Origin of the sequence: Aminobacter sp. Y103A, from assembly GCF_030294925.1 — a bacterium.
GTDB lineage: Bacteria > Pseudomonadota > Alphaproteobacteria > Rhizobiales > Rhizobiaceae > Aminobacter > Aminobacter ciceronei.
The window spans coordinates 3,121,433-3,146,778 of sequence record NZ_AP017986.1; the positions used below are offsets into that span (position 1 = coordinate 3,121,433).

The following is a 25,346-nucleotide window of genomic DNA, read 5'->3' on the forward strand; positions in this document are numbered from 1 at the left end:
GACACGTGCGACTCTGGAGAAGACATGACAGGCGAAGCCACCAACCAACTCCCACTTGCAGATCTGCATGCAGCCGCCGGTGCGCGCTTTGGCGCCTTCGCCGGCTGGAACATGCCGCTGACCTATCCTGCCGGCGTGATGAAGGAACACCTTCACACCCGGGAGCATGTCGGCCTGTTCGACATCTCCCACATGAAGCTGTTCCTTGTCACCGGCCCGGGGGCCGCCGACCTCATCAACCGCGCCTGCCCGCTCGATGCGCGCGCGCTTGAGACCAGGCAGTCGAAATACACCTTCTTCCTGACCGAGACCGCCGGCATCATCGACGACCTGATCATCACCCGTCTCGGCGACGAGCGTTTCATGGTGGTGGCCAATGCCGGCAACGCAGCGACCGACGAAGCGCATCTGCGTGCGCTGGCCAAGGACTTCGACGCCACGATCGAGCCGCTCGACCGCGTCTTCATCGCGATCCAGGGCCCCGAGGCGGCCACAGTGCTCGGCAAGGCCGGCATTGCCACCGACGCGCTGTTCTTCATGCAGGGCTTCGAGCCGCGCGCCACCTGGTTCATGAGCCGCTCCGGCTATACCGGCGAGGATGGTTTCGAGATCGGCCTGCCGGAGGCAGACGCGCGCGAATTGCTTGCCAAGCTTCTGGCCGACGAGCGCGCCATGTGGATCGGCCTTGCCGCACGCGACAGCCTGCGCCTCGAAGCCGGGCTCTGCCTGCATGGCAACGACATCACCCCCGACAACGACCCTGCAAGTGCCGGCCTGATGTGGGCGATCCCCAAGGACCTGCGTGCAGACGGCGGCTTTATCGGCCGCGCGGCACTTGCTGCGATCCTCGCCGACGGCGCCAAGGAAAAGCGCGTCGGCCTGAAGCCTGAAGGCCGCCAGCCGGTGCGCTCCGGCGCCGAGCTGTTCGATGCCGACGGCAAGCTGATCGGCCGCGTCACCTCGGGCGGCTTTGGCCCGTCGGCCGGATTCCCGGTCGCCATGGGCTATGTCTCAGCGTCGCTGGCCAAGGCCGGCACCCGTGTCTTCGCCGACGTCCGCGGCACCAAGGTGCCCGTCGACGTTCATTCTCTTCCCTTCACGCAGCATCGCTACCGCAAAGGATAATTTCCATGACCAAGACCTATTTCACCGAAGACCACGAGTGGATCCGCGTTGAAGGCGACATCGCTACCGTCGGCATTACCGACTACGCCCAGGAACAGCTTGGCGACCTGGTCTTCGTCGACCTGCCGGAAGCCGGCCGCAAGCTCGCCAAGGGCGACGTCGCCGTGGTCGTCGAGTCGGTCAAGGCCGCATCGGACGTCTATGCACCGATCGACGGCGACATCACCGAAGCCAATGCAACGCTCTCGTCCGACCCGGCGCTCGTCAATTCGGCTGCATCAGGCGACGGCTGGCTGTGGAAGATGAAGATCGCCAATGCGGGCCAGCTCGACGGCCTGATGGATGAAGCGGGCTACAAAGCCCATATCGGTTGACAGGATCGCCTGAGATGACCACCGCACCCTATCCCTTTTCGGCCCGCCACATTGGGCCCGGCCCAAAACAAACCCGCGCCATGCTCACCGCCATCGGCGTACCCTCCGTGGAAACGCTGATTTCGCAGGCCGTGCCGAAGTCGATCCGGCTCGACCGCGCGCTCAACCTGCCGGCCCCGGCGAGCGAACATGAAGCGCTTGCCGAGCTTGGCGAGAAGATGGGCCGCAACAAGGTGCTGAAGAGCTTCATTGGCGCCGGCTATCACGGCGTCAACGTGCCTCCGGTCATCCAGCGCAACCTGTTCGAGAACCCGGCCTGGTACACCGCCTACACGCCTTACCAGGCCGAAATCAGCCAGGGCCGCCTGGAGCTCCTGTTCCACTTCCAGACGCTGGTCGCCGAACTGACCGGCCTGCCGGTCGCCTCCGCCTCGCTGCTCGACGAAGCAACCGCCGTTGCCGAAGCGGTCGGCATCGCGCTGCGCCATCACCGCGACAAGCGCAGCCGCGTCGCCATTGCGGGTGCAGCGCACCCGCAGGTCCTCGACGTCGTTCGTACCCGCGCCGAGCCGCTGGGCACCGAGATCGACGGCGAGACCATCGACGACAACACGGCAGCGCTGATCGTTTCCTGGCCCGACACCAACGGCGTCTATGGCGACCACAGGGCGGCGATCGAGAAGGCCAAGGCCGTCGGCGCCATCGTCATCTTCGTCTCGGATCCGCTCAGCCTGACCGTAACCGATACGCCTGCCAGCCTTGGCGCCGACATCGCCGCAGGGTCGATGCAGCGCTTTGGCGTGCCGATGGGCTTTGGCGGTCCGCACGCAGCATACTGCGCCGTCTCCGACAAGCTGACCCGCCTGATGCCTGGCCGCCTCGTTGGCCAGTCGGTCGACAGCAAGGGCCGCCCCGGTTACCGCCTCGCACTGCAGACCCGCGAACAGCACATCCGCCGCGACAAGGCGACGTCGAACATCTGCACCGCACAGGCCTTGCTTGCCAACATGGCGGCATCTTATGCCATCTGGCACGGCTCGGTCGGCCTGCAGGCGATCGCCGAGCGGGTCCACGCGCTGGCCAGCCGTCTTGCCGAGAGCCTGAAAGCTGCCGGCCTGCCGGTGCTTGGCGACAAACGTTTCGACACCGTCACCATCGAGGCCAAGGGCAAGGCCGAGGCTATTGCCGCCGAGGCCGAGAAGACCGGCCGCCTGCTGCGTGTCATCGACGCCGACCATGTCTCGGTCGCCTTCGACGAGACCTCGACAGCTGCCGATCTCGAAGCGATCGCTGCCCTGTTTGGCGCAAAGGTCGTGGCCGAAGCCAAGCGTTCGCTGCCGGGCCAGCCGCGCGGCAAGGAGTTCCTGACCCAGCCGGTGTTCCACCAGAACCGCTCGGAAACCGACATGATGCGCTTCCTGCGCAGGCTGGCCGACAAGGACCTGGCGCTCGACCGCGCCATGATCCCGCTCGGCTCCTGCACCATGAAGCTCAATGCCGCCGCCGAGATGATGCCGGTCAGCTGGCCGTCGGTCGCCAACCTGCATCCGTTCGCGCCGACCAGCCATTCCCTCGGTTATCGCGCGATGACCGACGACCTCGAAGCATGGCTGTGCGAAATCACCGGCTTCGACGCCGTCAGCCTTCAGCCGAATGCCGGCAGCCAGGGTGAATATGCCGGCCTTCTGGCCATCCGCCGCTATCACCATTCGCGTGGTGAGACGCAGCGCAACATCTGCCTCATCCCGTCCTCGGCGCATGGCACCAACCCGGCCAGTGCTGCCATGGCCGGCATGGACGTTGTTGTCGTGCACTGCCTCGAAGATGGCGACATCGACGTCACCGACCTCAAGGTGAAGGCCGAGCAGCACGCCGACAAGCTCGCGGCGCTGATGTTCACCTACCCCTCGACGCATGGCGTGTTCGAGGAAGGTGCGCGCGACATCTGCGAGATCGTCCATGCCCATGGTGGCCAGGTCTATTTCGACGGTGCCAACCTGAACGCGATGGTTGCGCTTTCGCGGCCCGCCGACATCGGTGCCGACGTGTGCCACATGAACCTGCACAAGACGTTCTGCATTCCGCATGGCGGCGGCGGCCCCGGCATCGGCCCGATCGGCGTCAAGTCGCACCTGGCGCCGTTCCTGCCAGGCCATGTCGAAATCGGCAGCGCGCATGCGGTGTCGGCTGCCCCCTTCGGCAGCGCCTCGATCCTGCCGATCACCTGGATGTACATCCGGATGATGGGCGCTTCGGGTCTCAAGCACGCGACGGAGACGGCGATCCTCAATGCCAACTACATCGTCAGCAAGCTCGAGGCGCACTATCCCGTGCTGTTCAAGGGCCGCAACGGTCGTGTCGCGCATGAGTGCATCCTCGACACCCGCGTGCTCAAGGAGCGTGCGGGCATCTCGGTCGAGGACATCGCCAAGCGCCTGATCGACTACGGCTTCCATGCGCCCACCATGTCGTGGCCGGTTGCCGGGACGCTGATGGTCGAGCCGACCGAGTCCGAGCCGAAGCACGAGATCGACCGTTTCTGCGAAGCGATGATCGCCATCGCCAACGAAGCGGCAAAGGTCGAAAAAGGCGAATGGCCTAGGGATGACAATCCGCTGGTCAACGCGCCACACACGGCGACCGAGACGCTGGCCGGCGAGTGGAAGCACCCCTACTCGCGCCTCGAAGCGGCCTATCCCGGCGGCGATCCCGACACTGTCTCCAAGTACTGGCCGCCGGTGTCGCGCATCGACAACGTCGCCGGCGACCGCAACCTGGTCTGCGCCTGCCCGCCGCTGAGCGAGTACCTCGGCGCAGCCGAGTAACCTGACCCGGCGAACACCTTCATCGGCGGCGCACCTCACGGGCGCCGCCGATTTGATTCATAGCCTGTCGGCTTAAACCGCAGCGTACGCCGAAATGGCCGTTCGTCAGAGATCGAACGGGTGGCCCAACGGGGTCGGGCTACGCAACTTTGATGCAGTGTTCAGTTCGGGAAACTCATTCAGTATCGGTACAACAGTCTCGACAAACATGTTTCCCATGGCGATTCCCACCGCCGTCCTCAACTCAACAAAGTCTTTGTCGGAGATTTTGCCTTGGCAATCCAAAAGAAGGTCGTTTAGTAGAACTCTACTTTCTACCGCTATATCAAGAAGGCGTTCGAATGCCTCTCGCCTCTCCATCGCACTCTCCGACTCTTTGCTTTACTTTGTAAATCAAGCTCTCGCATCGCGACATCAAAGGCAACCATCACCCGCCTGCCTGTGCAGCCAATCCGGAGTGAGCCCTGCAGCTAGGTCGGACAATCGTCGGGTTCGCCGATGCTATCAAGCAAACAGCAGTTCCGGCTCGCGATAAGCCTTGCTGCCCGCATTTCCAGCCGTCGCGACGCGGTTGCGGCCGGCGCGCTTGGCGGCGTAGAGCGCAGCATCGGCTCCAAGCAGCATCTGTTCGACCGTGCGCGGCTCATCATCGCCGAAACACACGCCAACGCTGACCGTGCTCCGGAGCGGGCCGAGCTTGGTGCCGACGACCTCGGCGCCGAAAGACGCGCCAATCTTGCGCAGGACGTCATAGACCTCCAGCGTGCTCATTCCCGAGATGACGATGGCAAATTCCTCGCCACCGAGCCGGAATACCTCGACGCCGTCGCGCGATTGTCTTCTGACAACATCGGCAAAACGCTGGAGCACCCGGTCGCCCACGGCATGGCCGAAGACATCGTTGGTCCGCTTGAAGTGGTCGAGATCGGCCATGGCGAGAGCCCGGCGTTCACCGAACTGCGTGTCGCCATGCAGCGACGTAAGCGCCCGGCGGTTCATCAGCCCCGTCAGCGGATCGGTCAGCGTTTCCTCGGTCAGCCGGCTCTGGGTGCGCAGATGGTGGAACGAGATGGTGAGTGCCCCAAGTGCGGTCATGCAGGCAACGACCACGACAGTATTGACGTCCTCGGCCCAGTTCCTGGGCACGCTGCCGAGCACCCACTGCTTCTGCTGCACGATGACGAAGGCGCATAGCGCGAAGGATATGGCGCTGCTGCCGGTAAGCAGCGAGACCGGGGCCAGCACGCGGCGGTCGACCTCCTTGCTCGTCCAGAATGCGGTCGCGGTCATGACGAGGATGCCTGTTACCGCCGAATAGGCGATGACAAAGCCGAGACCGTCGAAGCCCGCCGCGGTGACCACGACTGTCAGGACGATGATCGCGGCGACCGGAAAGGCTGCGGGTTTCGACCAGCCGCGCTCGATATACTGGTCGGCGGAGGTGAAGACGACGAAGAAGCCGGCGACGAGCAGCGCCAACATGCCCTGCCCGAGCCATGAGGAGGCATGGCGACCATAAAGCCAAAAGGCGATGACATGGGTGACAAGAAGTAGTATTCCCACCGCCATCGTGAGAACGAAACGGGACTGACGCGCCGTCAGCCAGATCGCGACGAGTGTTCCGCTCAGACACGCACCCGACAGGGCCGTGGCGAGCAACAGGGAACCAAAGTCAAGCACGGGGGCGCGGCCTTCCTGATGTCCGAATGTTCGGGCAGCAGTTATTGGACATTCCGGGTCAGCCGCAACCTTACATTGCCGCGCCATCGTCAGCTGAGTGCTGCGACTTCGGTTAGCGTTTACGAAAGGTTGCGCCGGCCCTGCCAATTCGGGCAAATCGAACGGGCGGGGGACGAACAGATCAGGAACTGTTGCCGGACCGGCAAAACTGGCAAACTCGACAAGTGATTCGCAGCGCGGAACAACCGTATTGAGCATGGACGACAACAGCGACCTTTTCGGCAATCTCGGCAACCAGCCTGCACGCCCCGTTTCCCGTCCGGTTGACCCGCTGGTCGCGGCGGCCGCGGCGGCGAAGCGCCCTGCTCCGGCAAAGGACGCCAGCGACAGCTACAGTGCTGCCGATATCGAAGTTCTCGAAGGCCTGGAGCCCGTCCGCCGTCGCCCCGGTATGTATATCGGCGGCACCGACGAAAAGGCGCTGCACCATCTCTTTGCCGAAGTCATCGACAACTCGATGGACGAGGCGGTGGCTGGCCATGCGACCTTCATCGAGGTCGAGCTCGACGCCGAGGGGTTCCTCACCGTCACCGATAACGGTCGCGGCATCCCGGTCGATCCGCACCCCAAGTTCAAGAACAAGTCGGCGCTCGAGGTCATCATGACCACGCTGCATGCCGGTGGTAAGTTCGACTCCAAGGTTTATGAGACCTCGGGCGGCCTGCACGGTGTCGGCGTTTCGGTCGTCAACGCGCTCTCCGACCAGCTTGAAGTCGAGGTGGCGCGCAACCGCAAACTGTTCCGTCAGCGTTTTTCGCGCGGCGTCCCGCAGGGCGGGCTGGAAAGCCTTGGCGACGTCCAGAACAGGCGCGGCACCAAGGTGCGCTTCCACCCCGACCCGGACATCTTCGGCAAGGGCGCGCATTTCGAACCGGCACGCATCTACAAGATGGCGCGCTCCAAGGCCTATCTGTTCGGCGGCGTCGAAATCCGCTGGAGCTGCGATCCCACGCTGATCAAGGAAAAGGACGAGACGCCTGCCAAGGCCGTGTTCCACTTCCCCGGCGGTCTCGGCGACTATCTCAAGGCCTCGCTCGGCAGTGAGATGCAGGTCACCCGTGAAATCTTCTCGGGCAAGAGCGAGAAGCAGAGCGGCCACGGCTCGGTCGAGTGGGCCGTCACCTGGTTCGGCGGCGACGGCTTCATCAATTCCTACTGCAACACCATCCCGACGGGCGACGGCGGCACCCACGAGATGGGCTTCCGCAACATACTGACGCGTGGCCTGCGCGCCTATGCCGACCTCGTCGGCAACAAGCGCGCCTCGATCGTCACCAGCGAAGACGTGATGATCTCGGCCGCCGGCATGCTATCGGTGTTCATCCGCGAGCCCGAGTTTGTCGGCCAGACCAAGGATAAGCTGGCAACTGTCGAGGCCATGCGCATCGTCGAGACGGCGATCCGCGACCCGTTCGACCACTGGCTCGCCGACAATCCGCAGGAAGCTTCCAAGCTGCTCGACTGGGTGATTGCGCGCGCCGACGAGCGCGTGCGGCGGCGCCAGGAAAAGGAAGTGTCGCGCAAGAGCGCGGTGCGCAAGCTGCGCCTGCCCGGCAAGCTGGCCGACTGCACGCAGAATGCTGCCGCCGGCGCCGAACTGTTCATCGTCGAGGGTGACTCGGCGGGTGGCTCGGCCAAGCAGGCGCGCGACCGCTCGATGCAGGCGATCCTGCCGCTGCGCGGCAAGATCCTCAACGTCGCCAGCGCCGGCAACGACAAGCTGGCCTCGAACCAGTTGATCGGCGACCTGATCCAGGCGCTCGGCTGCGGCACGCGCTCGAAATACCGCGAAGAGGACCTGCGCTACGACCGCGTCATCATCATGACCGACGCCGACGTCGACGGCGCGCACATCGCCTCGCTTTTGATCACCTTCTTCTACCAGGAGATGCCAGAGCTCGTCCGTGGTGGACACCTTTACATGGCGGTGCCGCCACTCTACTCGATCCGCCAGGGTGGCAAGGTCGCCTATGCCCGCGACGACGCCCACAAGGAGGAGTTGCTGAAGACCGAGTTCACTGGGCGCGGCAAGATCGAGATCGGTCGATTCAAGGGCCTTGGCGAGATGATGGCCTCGCAGCTCAAGGAAACGACGATGGACCCGAAGAAACGCACGCTGCTGCGTGTCGAGGTCAATGAGAGCGAAGACGACACCAAGAGCGCCGTCGACGCGCTGATGGGAACCAAGCCGGAGCTGCGTTTCCGCTTTATCCAGGAACGCGCCGAGTTCGCCGCAGCGGACGCGCTGGATATCTGATCAGGATTTGAATGAAGAAAGCGGCCCGCAGTCAGGCGGCCGCTATCGCCAGAGCGTGGCCGCGGGCGTTTTCACGCAGGGCTTCGAGGTGGATCGACTTCACCAAAGAGGCCAATTCGCCTTCGGCTGCCTGGCCACCCAGTTCCTTGAGCATCAGCCAACTGACTTCCTGGGCACCGGCGACACGACGGCCATTGGCAACTTCGCGCCAGATCTTCAGCGCCCGCAGGATGATCGCGTGTGTCGCATCGGCGAGGCCGGCGGAGCGCAACAGCGCGGTCAGCGCGACGTCTTGCCCAGCAGAAAGCAGCGCCCTCACCCGTGGTTCGTCGCGACCGGTCAGGACGACAAGGGCAGCGCCGAAGAAATCGACCTTGCCATGGGCAAGGATGCGGATGATGAAGCTTGCGGTCAGGTCGCCGCGCAACCTGAGATGTTCGACAAGCGCCATGTGTTCGTTGGCGCGGGTGCCCTCGATCAACGTCAGCGAAGACTTGACGCAGGCATCGCGCGTCACCTTTTCGGCGCGCGCGGCGCCCATCAATGCCATGACGAAGGGCGAGGCCTTCAAGGCCTCGCCAAGCTTGACCAGCAGCAGGTGCCGGCAATCGGACGGCAGGCGCGGATCGGCGACAAGTGCCTCGCGCACGTGCGCATCATGGCCAAAGCGCTCAGCCATGCGGCGGAAGCTCAGCGAGGCGATGTCGGCGCCATAATTCCGCAGCAGGACGACGCAGGCTTCGGCCTCACCGACTTCAGCGATCGCAGCCGAAACCGACATCGACACGACCGGCCGGTCGGCAACGAGCTTCTGGATGGCAATCGAGCCCGATGCAACGCGGTCGATAAGGTCAGCGTCGGTCAGCAAGGGAGAACGCGCCAGCACCATCGCCGCAACGTCGGGCTGGTCAGCGGCAAGGGCTGCGATGATCTGGAGCGGTGCGTGGACGCTCATCGAAAGCGCCTCGGCCAGCGCCTGGCGCACTTTCGAAGACGGGTCGTCGAGCAGCAGCGTGAGCGCCGCTTCAGCTGCGCAGCGATCCTCGAACGGCATCTCGCGGTTGACATAGGCGCTCGCAAGAGCGGCAGCCGCGGCCGCCCGCTCACCCACCTTGGCTGTGTCTATCCATTTCAGGAAATGCGAAACGACCATCCGCTTTTCTTCGCCCCTGGCAGCAAGCGCCCAAACCCAATGACGACCCTAGGAAGAAAAGGTTTACGAACGGTTCACCATATCCGTTAACCCTTGCCGGGCCGCGAGGCAGCGCCTATCAAATCCGCACAACGGGAGGAGTTGCCGATGGCTGGACTGTATCTTGAGGAATTCGTCGTCGGCCAGGTGATCCGGCATCAGCTCACCAAGACCGTAACCGAGAGCGACAACATGTTCTTCTCGACGATGACGCTCAACCCCCAGCCGCTGCACATCGACTTCGACTTTGCCGCCAGGAGCGAATGGGGCAAGCCGCTGGTCAATTCATTGTTCACGCTCGGGCTGATGATCGGCATTTCAGTGCACGACACGACGCTCGGCACCACCATCGGCAATCTCGGCATGACCGAGACCACCTTCCCGCATCCGGTCTTTCACGGCGACACGATTCGTGTCGAGACGGAGGTGCTTTCGGTGCGCGAATCGAAATCGAAAACCGATCGCGGCATCGTCGAGTTCCTGCATTGCGCCTATAATCAGGACGGCGCGCTCGTTGCCAAATGCCAGCGCCAGGCGATGATGATGAAGAAGAAGGCGGCCTGATGCGCTCGCTGCTGTTCGTTCCAGGCGATTCCGAAAAGAAGCTCGAACGCGGTTTTTCGTCCGGCGCCGACGTCGTCATCGTCGATCTCGAGGATTCGGTCTCACCCGACAACAAGGCGCATGCGCGCGGCGTCGCCGCCGACTTCATCGCCAGCAAGCGCAACGACACCCGCGCGTCGATCTATGTGCGCGTCAATGACCTGTCGACCGGACTCACCGACGACGACCTCAGGGCGATCGTGCCGATCGCGCCAGACGGCATCATGCTGCCCAAGTCGAATTCCGGCGCCGACGTCCAGCATCTCTCTACCAAACTGCGTGTGCATGAGGCGGAAAACGGCCTGCCGGACGGCGCCATCCGCATCATCCCGATCATCACGGAAACCCCGGCCGGCGTGCTGGCGACCGGCAGCTATGCCGGCGCAAGTGCCCGGCTTGCCGGGCTGACATGGGGGGCGGAAGACCTTTCGGCGGCCATCGGCGCACGCGTCGCACGCGACAGTGACTGCCGCTACACCGACGTGTTCCGCCTGGCGCGGGCAATGACGGTGCTGGGTGCAGCGGCAGCCGACGTTGCCGCTGTGGACACCGTCTTCGTCAACTTCCGGGATGGCGAGGGCCTGCGCGCCGAGTGCCTCGAAGCCGAACGTGACGGCTTCACTGCCAAGATGGCGATCCATCCGGACCAGGTCGCCATCATCAACGAGGCGTTCACACCGACCACTGATGCGGTGGCACACGCGGCCTCCATCGTCACCGCCTTCGAGGAGGCGGGCAATCCGGGCGTGGTCGGCATCAACGGCAAGATGTATGACCGGCCGCATCTGAGGCTCGCCCAGCGCCTGCTGGCCCGGGCGCGTGCTGCCGGCGTCGCCGGCTGAGGTTCAGTCCTCCCAGCGCGGCCGCCGCATCGAGAAGATGGCATCGATCGTCGAATAATCCATGTAGCCGAGGCGCGAGACGTTGCCGGCCTTGACGACGTCGAACAACCCATCGGTCAGATAGGCCTCGTCGATGTGGATGCCGACGACCTCGCCGATGACGACGATGGCGCCGGTCTCCTGCCCGCTCAGACCTCTGGGGCGGAAGATCTCGGTGACCTTGCATTCCAGCGCAGCGGGTGCCTCGCCGACGCGTGGCGGCGCCACCAGCCGCGAAGGCACCGGCGTCAGCCCGGCATAAGCGAACTCGCTGACACCGCGCGGCGCATTGACCGAACTCTTGTTCATCTTCTCGGCCAGGTCGCGCCCGACGAGATTGGCAACGAACTCCCTGGTTTCGCTGGCGAAGGTGGCACTGTCCTTCTGACCCTCGGAGGAAAACCACACCAGCGGCGGCTTGCCGGACAGCGCGTTGAAGAACGAATAGGGTGCGAGATTGACCGCCCCATCCTTGCCGACGGACGAAATCCAGCCGATCGGCCGCGGCGACACCAGCGACTTGAATGGGTCATGCGGTAGTCCGTGGCCTTTCGACGGCTCGTAGAACACCTGTGCTAGCCCTCCCAAGGCCCGGCATAGTCAGCATAGAGCTTTGCCACGTCTGGACGCTGGCGCTCCTGTCCGGCGCCATCATAGGAGCCGATATGGACGAAGCCGACAACACGTTCATGCGGCGCAAGGCCAAGCAGTGCGCGGCCCTCTTCGCAATCCGAATACCAGTTGGTGATCATGTTGGTGCCGTAACCGAGCGCATTGGCTGCGGTAATCAGGTTCATCGCCGCCATGCCGCCCGACAGGAACATTTCCCATTCGGGGATCTTGGGATGGTCCTTGGGGCTGGACACCACGCCGATGACCAGCGGCGCGCGCGAGAATCGGGCAAGCTCCTGGTTGCGTCGGCCTTCCGGCAGCGGTCCTTCCCGGCGTTCAGCCAAGTCAGCCAGCTTCTGGCCGATCTCGACACGCACGTCGCCACGATAGAGAATGAAGCGCCAGGGCTCCAGCCGGCCGTGATCAGGCACGCGGCTTGCCGCCGCCAGAATGGTGGCGATCTCGGCGTCGGACGGTGCCGGCGCCCGGAGTTCGGGGATCGGCGCGGAGTTGCGGGTCAGCAGGAAGTCGATAATCGGCGATGTCACGGCGCGGGCACTCCTTGGATGTTGGGCTGAAGCGCCTGTCCGTAAATGGTGGCTGCTCTGGCATCGGCGCAGTGCGGTTGAGAATCCATCGCGCCGGAATAGCCTTGAAATTGCCACCGCCTTGCGCTTCAAACAAGGGATGCTGAGGGGATCCTTCCGACTTTTCGCGCCGATTCTGGCTGTCGCGCTGTTCGCCGTGCAGCCTGCGGCCGTTTTCGCGCAGGACGGTGCCGCGGCAATCGACGGGTTGAGCCTTCCCGGCATTTCTAGTTTTGCCTCGCCGCGCGGCGACGAACCGCTGGCGACGGGCGCCCTTGGCGAGATCACGCTGACCGCGCAGCTGACCGACAAGGGCAGCGACATCGGCCGCGGCCTGGTCTGGCGCGTCTTCCGCCCCGAGGCCGGACCCGACGGCAAGCTACCGCTGGTCGCTTCGGCCCTGGGCGGCACCAGCATGTTCCAGCTGCCGCCCGGCAGCTACCTCGTCCATGCCTCCTATGGCCGCGCCGGCGCCACCAAGCGCATCACCGTTGGCAAGCAGGGCAAGCGTGAGAGCCTGGTGCTCGACGCCGGTGGCCTGAAGCTCGACGCCGTGCTTTCCGGCGGCGTCCGCATCCCGCCGGCCAAGCTCAAATTCTCGATCTTCGAAGGTGATTCCACCAGCGACGGCGAACGGGCGCTGATCATCCCCAACGTCGCGCCCAATTCGGTGGTGCGGCTCAATTCGGGCACCTATCACGTCGTCTCGACCTATGGCAGCGTCAACGCCGTCATCCGCTCAGACATCCGCGTCGAAGCCGGCAAGCTGACCGAGGCAACCGTCGAGCACCGCGCCGCAGACGTCACCTTCAAGTTGGTGCGCGAAGCCGGCGGCGAAGCCATCGCCGACACGTCCTGGTCGGTGCTGACGGAGTCAGGCGACCCGCTGCGCGAGGCCGTCGGTGCCTTCGCCTCGATGGTGCTGTCGGAAGGCGACTACACAATTATCGCCAAGAACCGCGATCGCATCTACCAGCGCGACTTCACCGTCGTTGCCGGCCGCAACCAGGACGTCGAAGTTGTCGCCTCGGAAGACGCCGCCATCGACCCCAACGAAGGCGCGGACTAGGCTTCAGCAAGTCGCCTGACTTCCGGACCTCTGAACTGAAAAGGGCGGCATCGAGCCGCCCTTCTTGTTTGTCTCAGGCGTAGGCCTGTTTGTCTCAAGCGGTCAGCGCGCGGCGCCTGTCCGGCGCCATCGCCTCGTCACGCAAAGCAGCGATTGCCTCGTCGAGGCCCATCGACACTTGGTCGCGCGAACCGAGACGGCGGACATTGACGGTCGCCTCTTCCGCCTCGCGCTTGCCGCAGACAAGAATGACCGGAACCTTGGCCAGCGAGTGCTCGCGGACCTTGTAGTTGATCTTTTCGTTGCGCAGGTCGACTTCGGCCGACAGGCCGGCGGCCTTGAGCTTGGCAGCGACCGAACGCGCATAGTCGTCGGCGTCCGAGGTGATCGTGGTCACCACCACTTGCTGCGGCGCGAACCACAGCGGGAAGTGGCCCGAATAGTTCTCGATCAGGATGCCGAGGAAACGTTCCATCGAACCACAGATGGCGCGGTGGACCATGACCGGCTGCTTCTTCTCGGAATCCGAGCCGATGTAGAAGGCGCCGAAGCGTTCGGGCAGGTTGAAATCGACCTGGGTCGTTCCGCACTGCCATTCGCGGCCGATCGCATCACGCAGGACGTATTCGAACTTGGGGCCGTAGAAGGCACCCTCGCCCGGATTGATCGACGTCTTTATGCGGTTGCCGGACTGCGCCTCGATGGTCTTGAGCACATTGCCCATGATCTCTTCGGCGTGATCCCATGCCTCATCGGAGCCGACGCGTTTGTCGGGCCTCGTCGACAGCTTCACCGAAATCTCGTTGAAACCGAAGTCGGCATAGGTCGACAGGATCAGGTCGTTGATGCGCAGGCACTCGGCGGCGAGTTGTTCCTCGGTGCAGAAGATATGCGCATCGTCCTGGGTGAAGCCGCGCACGCGCATCAGTCCGTGCAGCGCGCCTGACGGCTCATAGCGGTGAACGTTGCCGAATTCGGCGAGCTTGACCGGCAGGTCGCGGTACGACTTCAGGCCATGCTTGAAGATCTGCACGTGACCCGGGCAGTTCATCGGCTTCAGCGCAAAGACGCGGTCGTCGTCGGTGTCGTCACCAGCAACCGTCACCTTGAACATCGCGTCGCGATACCAGCCCCAGTGGCCCGAGGTCTCCCACAGGCTCTTGTCGAGCACCTGCGGCGCGTTGACTTCCTGGTAGCCCTGCTGGTCGAGGCGGCGGCGCATGTAGCTGACCAGGTTCTGGAACATCTTCCAGCCCTTGGCATGCCAGAACACGACGCCCGGACCTTCCTCCTGGAAGTGGAACAGATCCATCTCGCGGCCGAGGCGGCGGTGGTCGCGTTTCTCTGCCTCTTCCAGCATGTGCAGATACTGGTCGAGCTGGGCCTGGTCAGCCCAGGCCGTGCCATAGATGCGCGTCAGCATCGGGTTGTTGCTGTCACCACGCCAATAGGCACCGGCGACCTTCATCAGCTTGAAGGCGCTGCCGATCTGACCGGTCGAAGCCATATGTGGGCCGCGGCACAGGTCGAACCAGTCGCCCTGGGCGTAGATGTTGAGGTTCTGGTCCTCGGGGATCGCGTCGATCAGCTCGAGCTTGTAGGCCTCGCCCTTGTCGCGGAACACCTGCTTGGCCTTGTCGCGCGACCAGACCTGCTTGGTGAACGGCTTGTTGCGGCCGATGATCTCGCGCATCTTCTTTTCGATCGCCGGGAAATCCTCCGGCGTGAAAGGCTCGTTGCGGGCGAAATCGTAATAGAAGCCGTTGTCGATGACAGGGCCGATGGTGACCTGGGTTCCGGGCCACAGTTCCTGCACGGCTTCCGCCAGCACATGCGCGGTGTCGTGGCGGATCAGCTCGAGCGCGCGCGGGTCGTCGCGGGTGACGATCTCGACCTTGCCGGACTTGCCGAGCGGATCGGAAAGATCGCGCACGGTGCCGTCGACGGCATAGGCCACCGCCTTCTTGGCCAGCGACTTCGAGATCGACTCGGCCAATGCAGCACCAGTCATTGCCGCGTCGTAGTCGCGGACGGAACCATCGGGGAATGTCAGGGAAACGGAATTCGACAAAGCTCTTCTCCTATCCAGTCCCGCAAACGAGCGCGGGTGGTAAAAAAACCGGATGCGTCCGGCAGCGAGGGGTCTTTTAGGGGGAGTTTTCTGGCTCGTAAAGCCAAACAGCGACGCTTCGAGCGCCGCTGCGTCATTTCGGAGGAGCCTGGAACTAGTTGGCCGACTTGATCAACCCTGGCAGGTCGGTGAGGAAGTCGGCGCGCACCTTTGGTCCCATGAGTACCGGGCTCTTGCCTTCGTTGACGAACAGCCTGGCAAAGACGACCTTCCGGCCGTCCTTTTCGGCCCAACCGACGAACCAGCCAAACGGCCTGGTGCGATTTTGGGCGCCTGCCTTGTTGGTCAGCCAGCCGGTGCCGGTCTTGCCCTGGACCTTCCAGTCGCCGGCGTCGAAGGCAGGCAGGATCTGGCCGGTCATGTCGTATGCCTTGGCCGAGACCGAAAGCTTACGATCGAGAATACGCCTGATGAATGCCGCCTGCTCATCTGGCGAAATCTGCAGCGACGAGCTCAGCCACGAGTGGGTCAGGCCATCCTTCTTGCCCGGATTGCCCGTGATGTCGCCATTGCCATAGTTGAAGCTCTGGACATAGCCGGCAAAGCGCTCGTTGCCGAGCTTGCGGGTGATCTGCTGCGAGTACCAGACGACGGAATCCTTTTCCCAGATCGTCGGATCGACAGGCCTGTGATCGCGTTTGATGGCATTGAACTCGGGCTTGTAGTCCCAGCGCGGCGTATGCGCGTCGGTGAGGATGCCAGCATCGTAGCCCATAAGCGCCAGCGGCACCTTGAACGTCGATGCCGCGCTCACGCGCCGGTCACAGGTACCATCGCGGCGCAAGGTGGCGCCGCTTTGGGCATCGACGATCAGCGTGCATTCGAACACCGGCTTGAGCGCCGGATCATTGGCGGCCGCCTGCGCCGCGGCAATAGGCACTGCAAGCAGAGAAAAGAAAGCGAAGATCGAAGATCGACGAAACGAAGCAAGCACTGTCATGACATCCTCTGTCGGTTGGCGCCAAAGGACTATGGACGGCAATTGTCTCGAATATGGCTCAACTTGGACGGAACTGTCTTAGCCTGATCAAACGGTAAACCGGAAAATATCGGCGTTAACTGATATGCGGCGCGCGCTGCATCCACTTCAATGCCCCGATGGACGTCGACCAATCAGCCAATAGCGCCACGGCAGGTACCAGGCATAGGGCGCGGCAAGGCTCTCCGGCACCCGGTCGATGCCATGGGTGCCCCAGGGGCCGCAACGCAGGACGCGAAACAGGCCCATCCAGCCGCCGGCCCACAAGCCGTGGCGCGCAATCGCCTCATGCGCATATTCCGAACAGGTCGGCAGATGCCGGCATGAATTGCCGATAAAGCCCGAGAGCGTCAGCTGGTAAAGCCGGACCAACGAGGTGCCGAGCACTCGGCCGGGCGTCTTGCGCCACGGCCCGGCCCAGTTGCGGCCGCGCGCGGCGGTGCCGCGTGATTGGTCATGTCCGTGGTCCATCGTCTCCGCCGGATCGGAATCTATTCGCTATAGATGTCCATTCCGCCATGCAGACGCAATGTTCGGCATCTACCACCTCGCCGCTGCGGCGCCGTGTCACGCATTCCAGCCAAGCTTCGCCCCGCGGTGGGGGCACCGCCGTTGCGGAGCGTCGAGTTGAAGCCGGTCGGCGTCGCAGCACTTCGTTCTTTGGATGGCATGGTCGCACTGAAAGGTCGCGATGCGGAACATCTCTGCGTAGGCGTTGAAGAGCGTTGGCATGGTTTTTCCTCCTTGTGTCGGAGGATTAGACGGCCTCTAGCCGTGCTCTTCAAACGAGTATAACGTCCAGCTTGGATAACTTGAGATTATGCGAATGAACCGCGGGCGGCTTCCGCTGACGGCATTGAGAAGTTTCGAGGCAGCCGGGCGGCACCTGAGTTTCAGCCGTGCAGCCGACGAGCTGTTTGTCACCCAGGCGGCCATCAGCCGCCAGATCCGCGAGCTGGAGAGTTTCCTGCGCCAGCCGCTGTTTGTGCGCTATCACCGTCGTGTCGAACTGACCGAGCCGGGCCAGAAATTGCTGCAGCAGCTGGTCAAGAGCTTCGACGACATCGACCGCCGGCTTTCTGAACTGGCGACACGGCCTTCCCTTTCAGTGGTCAGCGTCAGTGCCGAGCCGGCGCTGGCTGCCAGCTGGCTCCTGCCGCGCCTCAACAAGTTTCGCGAGATGCGCCCCGACATCGAGATCGCGCTCGATGTCGACCCGCGCCTGATCGATTTCCGCAGCGACCAGGCCGAGCTCGCCTTGCGCTTCAGCGCGCACAACAGCTCGTGGCCGCGCAGCGAGTCGGAACTTTTGGGGATGGTCGTCGATTCGCCAATCCTGTCGCCGGCGCTGCTGGCGTCCGGCCCGCCACTGGACTCCCCTGCCGACCTGCGCCGCTACACGCTGTTGCATGAGGAAAACCGCCAGGGCTGGGCACGCTGGTTCGAGGCGGCGGGTGCCGACGAGGCATCCGTCCCGGAGCGCGGGCCGTTGCTGGCCGACGCGGCACTGTCGAAACAGGCGGCGATGCTCGGCCACGGTGTCGCCCTTGGCGACCTTTTGCTGGTCTACGAGGAGCTTCAGGCAGGAACGTTGGTCAAGCCGTTCGAGACCAACGTCGTCTGCGGCGGCTACTGGCTGGTGGCGAAGAACCTGGCCAAGCTGTCCGAGCCGGCACAGTGCTTCGCCGAGTGGATCAAGACCGAATTCACCGAAAGCCTCGAGATTCTCGACAACTGCCTGGCGTCAGCCTACCTGCGCTCGATCTGACCGATGGCGTCGACCACGGCGTCGAAGGTCAGCATCGTCGAGGCGTGCCGCGCCTTATAGTCGCGCACCGGCTCGAGATATTTCAGGTCGCCGAATCTGCCCTCCGGCGGCGTGCCGCCTTCCTTGAGCATGCGCAGCATCGTGTCGCGCACGGCGCGCAATTCATCGGCGCTGGCGCCGACGACATGCTCGGCCATGATCGATGACGACGCCTGGCCCAGAGCGCAGGCTTTCACCTCATGCGCGAAGTCGGTGACGATACCGTCCTTCATCGCCAGATCGATCGTGACCGTCGACCCGCACAGCTTGGAATGTGCTGTCGCCGTCGCATCGGGGTGATCGAGCCGGCCGAGCCGGCCGATATTGCCGGCGAAACCGAGAATTTTCGTGTTATAGATGTCGTCGATCAACTTTTTTCACTCTGAGTGCGTGTGATGAACAACTCTTGTCGCTGACGCATCTTCCAATCGTCGTCTTCACCCATATATAATGGTGGCGCTCGCCTCCCGACAAGGAGCTGAAAAGGCATCGGGATTTGAGCAAGATAAGCAGCTTTGGGTACGGCACTCGTTCCGGTGGTCCCTAAAGTGGCTGTGTCCGTTCAACTCGTCCCTGCTCTGACAGGGACTACTGGAGACGCCTGATATGGATGCCGTAGCGAAGAAGCTGATGCCGCAATCAGCCTATATGGACAAGCATGCAACCGACCGCCCGACCGAGGCGGAGGTCGAAGCCGCTGTGAAGGTGCTCCTGCGCTGGACCGGCGACGATCCACAGCGCGAAGGCCTGATCGACACGCCCAAGCGCGTGACCAAGGCTTTCCGTGAAATGTTCAATGGCTACGACATGTGCCCGGCCGACGAGCTTGGCCGCACATTCGAGGAAGTCGCCGGCTACGACGACCTGGTCATCGTTCGTGACATCAAGTTCCATTCGCATTGCGAGCACCATATGGTGCCGATCATCGGCAAGGCTCATGTCGGCTATCTGCCGGATGGCAAGGTCGTCGGTCTCTCCAAGATCGCCCGCGTCGTCGATATCTTCGCCCACCGCCTGCAGACGCAGGAAGCGATGACGGCGCAGATTGCCGGTGTCATCCAGGACGTGCTAAACCCGCGCGGCGTCGCCGTGATGATCGAGGCCGAGCATATGTGCATGGCCATGCGCGGCATCCGCAAGCAGGGTTCGACGACCCTGACCTCCACATTCACCGGCGTTTTCCGGGATACCCCCGAAGAACAGGTCCGGTTCGTGACCATGGTACGAGCCGGCGGCGGCGGGATCTGATCCCGCTTCGCCGGAGCCCCGACTTAGGACCCCGGCGATGACTTTGCAGTTTCCCGAAGCTCCCAACGACAAGCGCTCCCTCGAAGAGGGCGAGCTGTTCTCGCCACGTTTCGACGTCAACGGCCTGGTCACCGCCGTGGTGACCGACGCCGCCGACGGCATGCTCTTGATGGTCGCGCACATGAATGCCGAAGCGCTGGCTCTGACGATCGAGACCGGCATCGCCCACTATTGGTCGCGCTCGCGCAACGCGCTTTGGAAGAAGGGCGAAACCTCGGGCAATTTCCAGCACGTCCAGGAGATTCGCACCGACTGCGACCAGGACGCGGTGTGGCTCAAGGTAAAAGTGAGCGGCCACGACGCAACCTGTCACACCGGCCGGCGTTCTTGTTTCTATCGGACGGTGGGACGACAAGGCAGTGTCGCGACGCTCAGCGCGGACGGCAGCGATCCGCTGTTCGATGTCGACGAGACCTACCGCAAGAAAACGTGAACCGGCTACCTGTTCCAGAACACAGAGATTCACGATTTTAATACGGGTCGGGAGTAGTCTGTATTTGGGAACAAGGAGTGTGCGATGCTCGAATGGGCGTCATTCTATGCGCGCCAGAACGTCCGGGAAGCCAATGGCTTTTCTTCCGGCACAAGCTCGAACGTTCCCGAAACAGCAAGACAGAACGGCATTTCACTGGCGCTCGGCGGCGGTGCTGCACGCGGCTGGGCCCATATCGGCGTGCTGCGCGCGCTTGATGAAGCCGGCATCCGCATCAACATGATCGCCGGCACTTCGATCGGTGCCCTCGTCGGTGGCTGCTATCTCGCCGGAAAGCTCGATCAGCTCGAGGAATTCGCCCGTAGCCTGACCAAGCGCCGTATCTTCGGACTGTTCGACTTCAAGCTCGGCGGCAGCGGACTGTTCGGCGGCATGAAGCTCGATTCTCGCATGCAGCAGCACATGGGCAGCATCACCTTCGAGGATCTGCCGAAACCCTTCGTCTGCGTTGCGACCGAAATCCGCACCGGCCACGAGATCTGGCTGTCGAGCGGTTCGCTGATCAAGGCGATGCGGGCGTCCTACGCCCTGCCCGGCGTGTTCGAGCCGGTCACCTGCAACGGCCGCGTGCTGGTCGACGGCGCGCTCGTCAATCCCGTGCCGGTTTCGGTCTGCCGCGCCAACGAGCAGCCCTTGGTCGTTGCGGTCAACCTGCACTACGACCTGTTCGGCCGCGCGGCAGTGATCAAGCATAGCGCTGGCGAACTGGTGGTCGAGCGTCCGGCTGCACCGGGAGAGAACTCCGCTCAAAGCGAGCGCGAGGCACGGCTCGGCATCACGGGTGTCATGGTCGAAGCGTTCAACATCATCCAGGATCGCATTTCCCGCGCGCGGCTGGCCGGCGATCCGCCAGATCTGTCGATCCAGCCCAAGCTCGGCCTGATCGGCCTGTCCGAATTCCACCGCGCCGACGAGGCCATCCGGCTCGGCTACGAGGCGACAAAGGCGCAGATGGAAGAGATCCTGAGGCTTCAGGCGGTTCTCGGCTAAGACCAATTCTCGGTCAAGGACCGGCCAGCGACGCGTCGACGATCCTGAACTGGGCCGTGCGGCTGCCATTCCAATGATTGACCGAAATCGAGCCGGCGACGTGTATTGCACGGTCGCGGTTCCGGAACAGGAAATCGCCAAGTGGCGTCTCTGCCGCCCTGAACGCCATCGCCTGGACCTTGCCGCCGCTTTCCGAACGCAGGTCGATGCGTATATGTGCGGAGCCGACCAGCCTGGCATCGGCGATGCGATGCCTTGGCAGGACGAAAACGGGCGGCACATGCCCTGCCCCGAACGGTCCTGCTTTCTCCAGCGCGTCGACGAGGTTCAGCGTCGCGCCTTCCGCGGCCAGCGCACCGTCAATCTTCAGGCTTTCCTCATCCTGCAGGCGGAACACGTCGGCTGCGGCGCGCTGTTCGAAGAAGGCGCGCAACTCGCCCAGCTTGGCGCGCTCAACGGTGATGCCGGCCGCCATGGCGTGCCCGCCACCCTTGACCAGCAGTCCGGCTTCGACCGCCTCGCGCACCAGCCGGCCAAGGTCGAAACCGGACACGGAACGGCCTGACCCTGTGCCAACGCCATTCGGGTTGAAGGCAATCGCAAAAGCCGGGCGGCGCGCGTGATCCTTGAGACGCGATGCCAGCAAGCCAACGATGCCAGGGTGCCATGTGGTGCTCGCGGTGACCAACACGGCCGGGCCCGGTCCGGCGCCGATTTCGGCATCGGCCTCGGCGCGTGCCTCGGCCAGCATCTCCGTTTCCATCGCCTGGCGCTCCTGGTTCAGGCGGTCGAGCGTTTCGGCGATGGTTCCGGCTTCGACCGGATCGTCGGTGGCAAGCAGCTTGCTGCCGAGCGCAGCGTCGCCGATGCGCCCGCCGGCATTGATGCGCGGGCCGAGCAGGAAGGATAGGTGGAAGGTGTTGAGCGGCTCGCCTATGCGCGCGACGCGGGCGAGTGCCGTCAGCCCGACATTGTTCTGCTGGCGCATGGCCTGCAGCCCCTTGACGACGAAGGCCCTGTTCACGCCGGTCAACGGCACGACGTCGGCGACCGTCGCAAGTGCCACAAGGTCGAGCAGCTTGAGCAGATCGGGACGCGGCGCGTCAGGCAGTCGCGCGCGCATCACCTTTGCCGTCTGCACCAGGGCCAGGAAGGTGACGCCGGCAGCGCAGAGATGGCCTTGGCCGGAGAGATCGTCGTCGCGGTTCGGATTTACCACGGCCACGGCATTCGGCAGCGCGCCGCCGACCTGGTGATGATCGAGCACCACGACATCGGCGCCGGCCTCGTTGGCTGCGTCGATGGAGGCGGCGCTGTTGGTACCACAGTCGACGGTGACGATCAGGCTCGCGCCGCGCCCGATAAGCTCACGCATCGCATCCGGGTTCGGGCCGTAACCTTCGAAGATGCGGTCGGGAATGTAGATCTCGGACTCGATGCCGAAATGGGTGAGAAATCGCTTCACCAGCGCCGACGAACAGGCACCGTCGACGTCATAGTCGCCGAAGATCGCGACCTTTTCCCTGCGTAGCACCGCGTCGGCAAGGCGCGATGCCGCCTTGTCCATGTCGGTCAGCGAGGCCGGATCGGGCAACAGGTCGCGGATGGTGGGGTCGAGGAAACGCTCGGTGTCCTCGGGCAGCACGCCGCGGCCGGCAAGCACACGGGCGACGATGTCGGGCACGCCATGCCCCTGGGCGATGGCGAGCGCCAGCATGTCCTGGCGTTCGGTCAGGCGATGTTCCCAGGAAACACCGGTGGCCGAACGCCTTACGCCGAGAAAGTTACGCTTTTCAGTCGCCATTCAGTTGAGGTCCACCCGCTTCGGATTGACCATAGGCGACCGCAACAGGCGCGTAATCAGAATTTTTCCAGATCCTGGTGGCGTGCCTTGATCTCACGCACGGTCTTGGACGACGAGCGCAGCACAATCGTGTGGGTGGTGATCGAGTCACGACCGAACTTGACGCCGGCAAGCATGTTGCCGTCGGTGACGCCGGTGGCAGCGAACAGCACGTCGCCACGCGCCATCTCCTCGACGCGGTAGACCTTTTTGGGGTCGGTGATGCCCATGGTGGCCGCGCGCGCAACTTTCTCAGGGGTGTCGAGCATCAGGCGTCCAAGCATCTGCCCGCCGGTGCAGCGCAGCGCAGCAGCAGCCAGCACGCCTTCGGGCGCACCGCCGGTGCCGAGATAGATGTCGATGCCGGTTTCCTCGGGATCGGTGGTGTGGATGACACCGGCCACGTCGCCGTCGCCGATCAGGCGGATGGCAGCACCGGTCTCGCGCACGGCTTCGATCAGCTTGGAATGGCGCGGACGGTCGAGGATGCAGGCGGTGATTTCTTCGACCGGCACGCCCTTGGCCTTGGCGACGCTGGCGATGTTGTCGGCCGGCGAGGCGTCGATGTCGATGACACCCTCGGGATAACCCGGGCCGACGGCGATCTTGTCCATATAGACGTCAGGCGCAAACAGCAGGCTGCCCTTTTCGGCAATGGCGATGACGGCAAGGGCGTTGGGCAGGTTCTTGGCGCAGATGGTGGTGCCTTCGAGCGGATCGAGCGCGATGTCCACATCGGGGCCGCCGGAACCGACTTCCTCGCCGATGTAGAGCATCGGAGCTTCGTCGCGTTCGCCTTCGCCGATGACGACCGTGCCGTTGATGGCAAGGCGGTTCAGTTCCTGGCGCATGGCGTCGACGGCAACCTGGTCGGCGGCCTTCTCGTCGCCGCGTCCGCGCAGCCTGGCTGCAGCCACGGCGGCCCGCTCGGTGACGCGCACGAGTTCCATGGTGAGAATCCGGTCGAGGCCGGCTACAACGCTTTTCGCCATAATACTGGGTCCTGAAGTCGATGAGTTCGGAGCGCCCAAACCGGGCCGGCTCTTATTGTCAAACCCGCATGACAACGGCAAGACCTGTTGCCCGGTTTATCGAAAGCGAAACAATATCAATCGATTGAAAGGGAATTGCGGCTTGACTGCCTGGCCGGGGGCACAATTGCGCCCCTGACCTAGACGCCTGCTCAGCCGGCGCGCTCGATGCGGATGACCTGCGGCTTGTCGGTCAGGTGACCGTCCTTGGTCACGCCGTCGACGGCCTTGCGCACGGCAGCTTCCGTGGTCTCGTGGGTCACCAGGATGACGGTCTTCTGGGCGATGCCGCCTTCGGTGCCATTGGCGTGCTGGACGATCGATTCCAGCGAAATGTCGTTGTCGGCCATGCGCTTGGCGATCGCTGCGAAGACGCCGATGCGATCATGTACGGTCAGGCGGATGAAGTAGCCGCCGGCATGGCTGCGCATCTGCGCCTTTTTGTACGGCTTCAGTTCCTTGGCCGGACGGCCGAACACCGGACCGTGCTGGAAGCCGGGCCGGCTCTTGGCGATGTCGGCGATGTCGCCGACGACGGCCGACGCCGTGGCGTTGCCGCCGGCGCCGGGGCCGGATAGAAGCAGCTCGCCCAAAATGTCGGTTTCGATCGCCACCGCATTGGTGACGCCGTGGACCTGGGCGATGACGGATGCCGTCGGCACCATTGTCGGGTGCACGCGCTGCTCGATGCCGCTTTCGGTGCGCTGGGCAACGCCAAGCAGCTTGATGCGGTAGCCGAGTTCAGCCGCTGCGCGAATGTCGGCCTGGGTGATGTTGGAGATGCCTTCGAGATAGATGTCGTCGGCAGCGATTTTCGAGCCGAATGCCAGGCTGGTCAGGATGGCGAGCTTGTGGGCGGTGTCGTTGCCCTCGATGTCGAAGGTCGGGTCGGCCTCGGCATAGCCCAGGCGCTGGGCGTCGGCGAGGCATGCCTCGAAGGTCAGGCCTTCGGCTTCCATGCGCGTCAGGATGTAGTTGCAAGTGCCATTGAGGATTCCGAACACGCGATTGACGCTGTTGCCCGCCATCGCCTCGCGCATGGTCTTGATGACAGGGATGCCGCCGGCAACGGCCGCTTCGTAGTTGAGCAGTACGCCTTTCTTCTCGGCGACCTCGGCCAGTGCCACGCCATGCTTGGCGAGTAGCGCCTTGTTGGCGGTCACGACATGGCGGCCGGCATCGAGCGCGGCACGCACACAGGCGCGCGCAGCACCTTCGTCGCCGCCGATCAATTCAATGAAGACGTCGATGTCGGCCTTCTCGGCCAGCTCGATCGGATCATCGAACCATTGCGCGCCGCTCAGGTCGACACCGCGATCACGGCTGCGGTCGCGGGCGGAAACGGCGGTCACGACGATTTCGCGACCGCATTGCCGGGTGAGCTCGGCGCCCTTGTCGCGCAGCACACGCGCCACCGAAGCACCGACCGTGCCGAGACCGGCAATTCCAACACGCAATGCTTCAGCCATGGTCGCGGCGCCTCTTTATTTCAATCGTTC

Annotated in this window: 22 protein-coding genes; 11 read left to right on the forward strand and 11 right to left on the reverse strand. The window is 63.7% G+C overall.

Annotated features, from left to right (window positions below; translation table 11 throughout):
• The first annotated feature begins 24 nt into the window (after window positions 1–24).
• The 3 genes from gcvT to gcvP are packed head-to-tail and all read left to right on the forward strand — an operon-like array spanning window position 25 to window position 4,324.
• Window positions 25–1,125 (forward strand): glycine cleavage system aminomethyltransferase GcvT, encoded by a 1,101-nt coding sequence (gene gcvT / locus Amn_RS15275; protein ID WP_067961746.1) that lies wholly within the window; start codon window positions 25–27, stop codon window positions 1,123–1,125.
• Between the two features lie 5 nt (window positions 1,126–1,130).
• Window positions 1,131–1,499, forward strand: a complete 369-nt coding sequence (gene gcvH, locus Amn_RS15280; protein WP_018427756.1) for a glycine cleavage system protein GcvH — start codon at window positions 1,131–1,133, stop codon at window positions 1,497–1,499.
• A 14-nt stretch (window positions 1,500–1,513) separates the two neighbouring features.
• A complete protein-coding gene (gene gcvP, locus Amn_RS15285; protein ID WP_286290145.1) occupies window positions 1,514–4,324 on the forward strand; it encodes an aminomethyl-transferring glycine dehydrogenase in 2,811 nt (936 codons plus the stop codon).
• 504 nt (window positions 4,325–4,828) lie between these two features.
• Here gcvP and Amn_RS15290 read toward each other — a convergent pair.
• A complete protein-coding gene (locus Amn_RS15290; protein WP_286290147.1) occupies window positions 4,829–6,004 on the reverse strand; it encodes a GGDEF domain-containing protein in 1,176 nt (391 codons plus the stop codon).
• A 256-nt stretch (window positions 6,005–6,260) separates the two neighbouring features.
• On the opposite strand from Amn_RS15290, the gene parE reads away from it, so the two are divergent.
• On the forward strand, window positions 6,261–8,321 hold the full coding sequence (gene parE / locus Amn_RS15295) for a DNA topoisomerase IV subunit B (RefSeq protein WP_067961737.1): 2,061 nt from the start codon (window positions 6,261–6,263) through the stop codon (window positions 8,319–8,321).
• Between the two features lie 31 nt (window positions 8,322–8,352).
• Here the strand turns inward: parE and Amn_RS15300 are convergent, their stop codons facing one another.
• Complete coding sequence (locus tag Amn_RS15300) at window positions 8,353–9,474, reverse strand: DUF2336 domain-containing protein (protein WP_286290149.1); 1,122 nt, start codon at window positions 9,472–9,474, stop codon at window positions 8,353–8,355.
• A gap of 147 nt (window positions 9,475–9,621) precedes the next feature.
• On the opposite strand from Amn_RS15300, the gene Amn_RS15305 reads away from it, so the two are divergent.
• Together Amn_RS15305 and Amn_RS15310 are read left to right on the forward strand one after the other, a co-directional pair.
• The gene (locus Amn_RS15305; protein ID WP_067961733.1) at window positions 9,622–10,077 is read left to right on the forward strand and encodes a MaoC family dehydratase; all 456 of its coding nucleotides are present in this window, start codon (window positions 9,622–9,624) and stop codon (window positions 10,075–10,077) included.
• On the forward strand, window positions 10,077–10,958 hold the full coding sequence (locus Amn_RS15310) for an HpcH/HpaI aldolase/citrate lyase family protein (protein WP_286290155.1): 882 nt from the start codon (window positions 10,077–10,079) through the stop codon (window positions 10,956–10,958). Before Amn_RS15305 ends, Amn_RS15310 begins: the two co-directional genes overlap by 1 nt.
• 3 nt (window positions 10,959–10,961) lie before the next feature.
• On the opposite strand, the gene Amn_RS15315 is transcribed toward Amn_RS15310, so the two are convergent.
• Together Amn_RS15315 and Amn_RS15320 are read right to left on the reverse strand one after the other, a co-directional pair.
• Window positions 10,962–11,567, reverse strand: a complete 606-nt coding sequence (locus Amn_RS15315) for a flavin reductase family protein (RefSeq protein ID WP_286290156.1) — start codon at window positions 11,565–11,567, stop codon at window positions 10,962–10,964.
• Window positions 11,568–11,572: 5 nt separating this feature from the next.
• Window positions 11,573–12,157, reverse strand: coding sequence for a nitroreductase family protein (locus tag Amn_RS15320; RefSeq protein WP_067961729.1), 585 nt, complete (start codon window positions 12,155–12,157; stop codon window positions 11,573–11,575).
• A gap of 139 nt (window positions 12,158–12,296) precedes the next feature.
• Here Amn_RS15320 and Amn_RS15325 point away from each other — a divergent pair, with 139 nt between their 5' ends.
• Window positions 12,297–13,265, forward strand: a complete 969-nt coding sequence (locus Amn_RS15325; protein WP_286290161.1) for an RgsD C-terminal domain-containing protein — start codon at window positions 12,297–12,299, stop codon at window positions 13,263–13,265.
• Between the two features lie 94 nt (window positions 13,266–13,359).
• On the opposite strand, the gene thrS is transcribed toward Amn_RS15325, so the two are convergent.
• From thrS to yidD, 3 genes are all read right to left on the reverse strand, one after another.
• Window positions 13,360–15,336, reverse strand: coding sequence for a threonine--tRNA ligase (gene thrS, locus Amn_RS15330; RefSeq protein WP_286290163.1), 1,977 nt, complete (start codon window positions 15,334–15,336; stop codon window positions 13,360–13,362).
• A gap of 154 nt (window positions 15,337–15,490) precedes the next feature.
• Complete coding sequence (gene blaOXA / locus Amn_RS15335; protein WP_286290165.1) at window positions 15,491–16,336, reverse strand: class D beta-lactamase; 846 nt, start codon at window positions 16,334–16,336, stop codon at window positions 15,491–15,493.
• A 147-nt stretch (window positions 16,337–16,483) separates the two neighbouring features.
• The gene (gene yidD / locus Amn_RS15340) at window positions 16,484–16,846 is read right to left on the reverse strand and encodes a membrane protein insertion efficiency factor YidD (protein ID WP_067961721.1); all 363 of its coding nucleotides are present in this window, start codon (window positions 16,844–16,846) and stop codon (window positions 16,484–16,486) included.
• A gap of 355 nt (window positions 16,847–17,201) precedes the next feature.
• On the opposite strand from yidD, the gene Amn_RS15345 reads away from it, so the two are divergent.
• Window positions 17,202–18,143, forward strand: coding sequence for a LysR substrate-binding domain-containing protein (locus Amn_RS15345; RefSeq protein WP_286290168.1), 942 nt, complete (start codon window positions 17,202–17,204; stop codon window positions 18,141–18,143).
• Here the strand turns inward: Amn_RS15345 and Amn_RS15350 are convergent.
• Window positions 18,125–18,553 carry an iron-sulfur cluster assembly scaffold protein gene (locus tag Amn_RS15350; protein ID WP_067961718.1) on the reverse strand — a complete coding sequence of 143 codons (429 nt, stop codon included), beginning with the start codon at window positions 18,551–18,553 and terminating at the stop codon, window positions 18,125–18,127. The two genes, Amn_RS15345 and Amn_RS15350, sit on opposite strands and share 19 nt — an antisense overlap.
• A 235-nt stretch (window positions 18,554–18,788) precedes the next feature.
• Between Amn_RS15350 and folE the strand changes: the two genes are divergently transcribed.
• The 3 genes from folE to Amn_RS15365 all read left to right on the forward strand — a co-directional run bounded on the left by folE (window position 18,789) and on the right by Amn_RS15365 (window position 20,973).
• A complete protein-coding gene (gene folE, locus Amn_RS15355) occupies window positions 18,789–19,430 on the forward strand; it encodes a GTP cyclohydrolase I FolE (protein ID WP_286290172.1) in 642 nt (213 codons plus the stop codon).
• Window positions 19,431–19,467: 37 nt separating this feature from the next.
• Window positions 19,468–19,923: a phosphoribosyl-AMP cyclohydrolase gene (hisI, locus tag Amn_RS15360; RefSeq protein WP_286290174.1), complete on the forward strand. Its 456-nt coding sequence runs from the start codon at window positions 19,468–19,470 to the stop codon at window positions 19,921–19,923.
• Between the two features lie 84 nt (window positions 19,924–20,007).
• Window positions 20,008–20,973 carry a patatin family protein gene (locus Amn_RS15365; RefSeq protein ID WP_154384154.1) on the forward strand — a complete coding sequence of 322 codons (966 nt, stop codon included), beginning with the start codon at window positions 20,008–20,010 and terminating at the stop codon, window positions 20,971–20,973.
• Between the two features lie 13 nt (window positions 20,974–20,986).
• Here Amn_RS15365 and recJ read toward each other — a convergent pair whose 3' ends face one another.
• The 3 genes from recJ to Amn_RS15380 form a co-directional block, all read right to left on the reverse strand.
• Window positions 20,987–22,777, reverse strand: coding sequence for a single-stranded-DNA-specific exonuclease RecJ (gene recJ / locus Amn_RS15370; protein ID WP_286290178.1), 1,791 nt, complete (start codon window positions 22,775–22,777; stop codon window positions 20,987–20,989).
• A gap of 56 nt (window positions 22,778–22,833) precedes the next feature.
• Window positions 22,834–23,808, reverse strand: coding sequence for a class II fructose-bisphosphatase (gene glpX, locus Amn_RS15375; RefSeq protein WP_067961708.1), 975 nt, complete (start codon window positions 23,806–23,808; stop codon window positions 22,834–22,836).
• Window positions 23,809–23,999: 191 nt separating this feature from the next.
• The gene (locus Amn_RS15380; RefSeq protein ID WP_067961706.1) at window positions 24,000–25,316 is read right to left on the reverse strand and encodes a homoserine dehydrogenase; all 1,317 of its coding nucleotides are present in this window, start codon (window positions 25,314–25,316) and stop codon (window positions 24,000–24,002) included.
• Window positions 25,317–25,346: the final 30 nt, after the last annotated feature.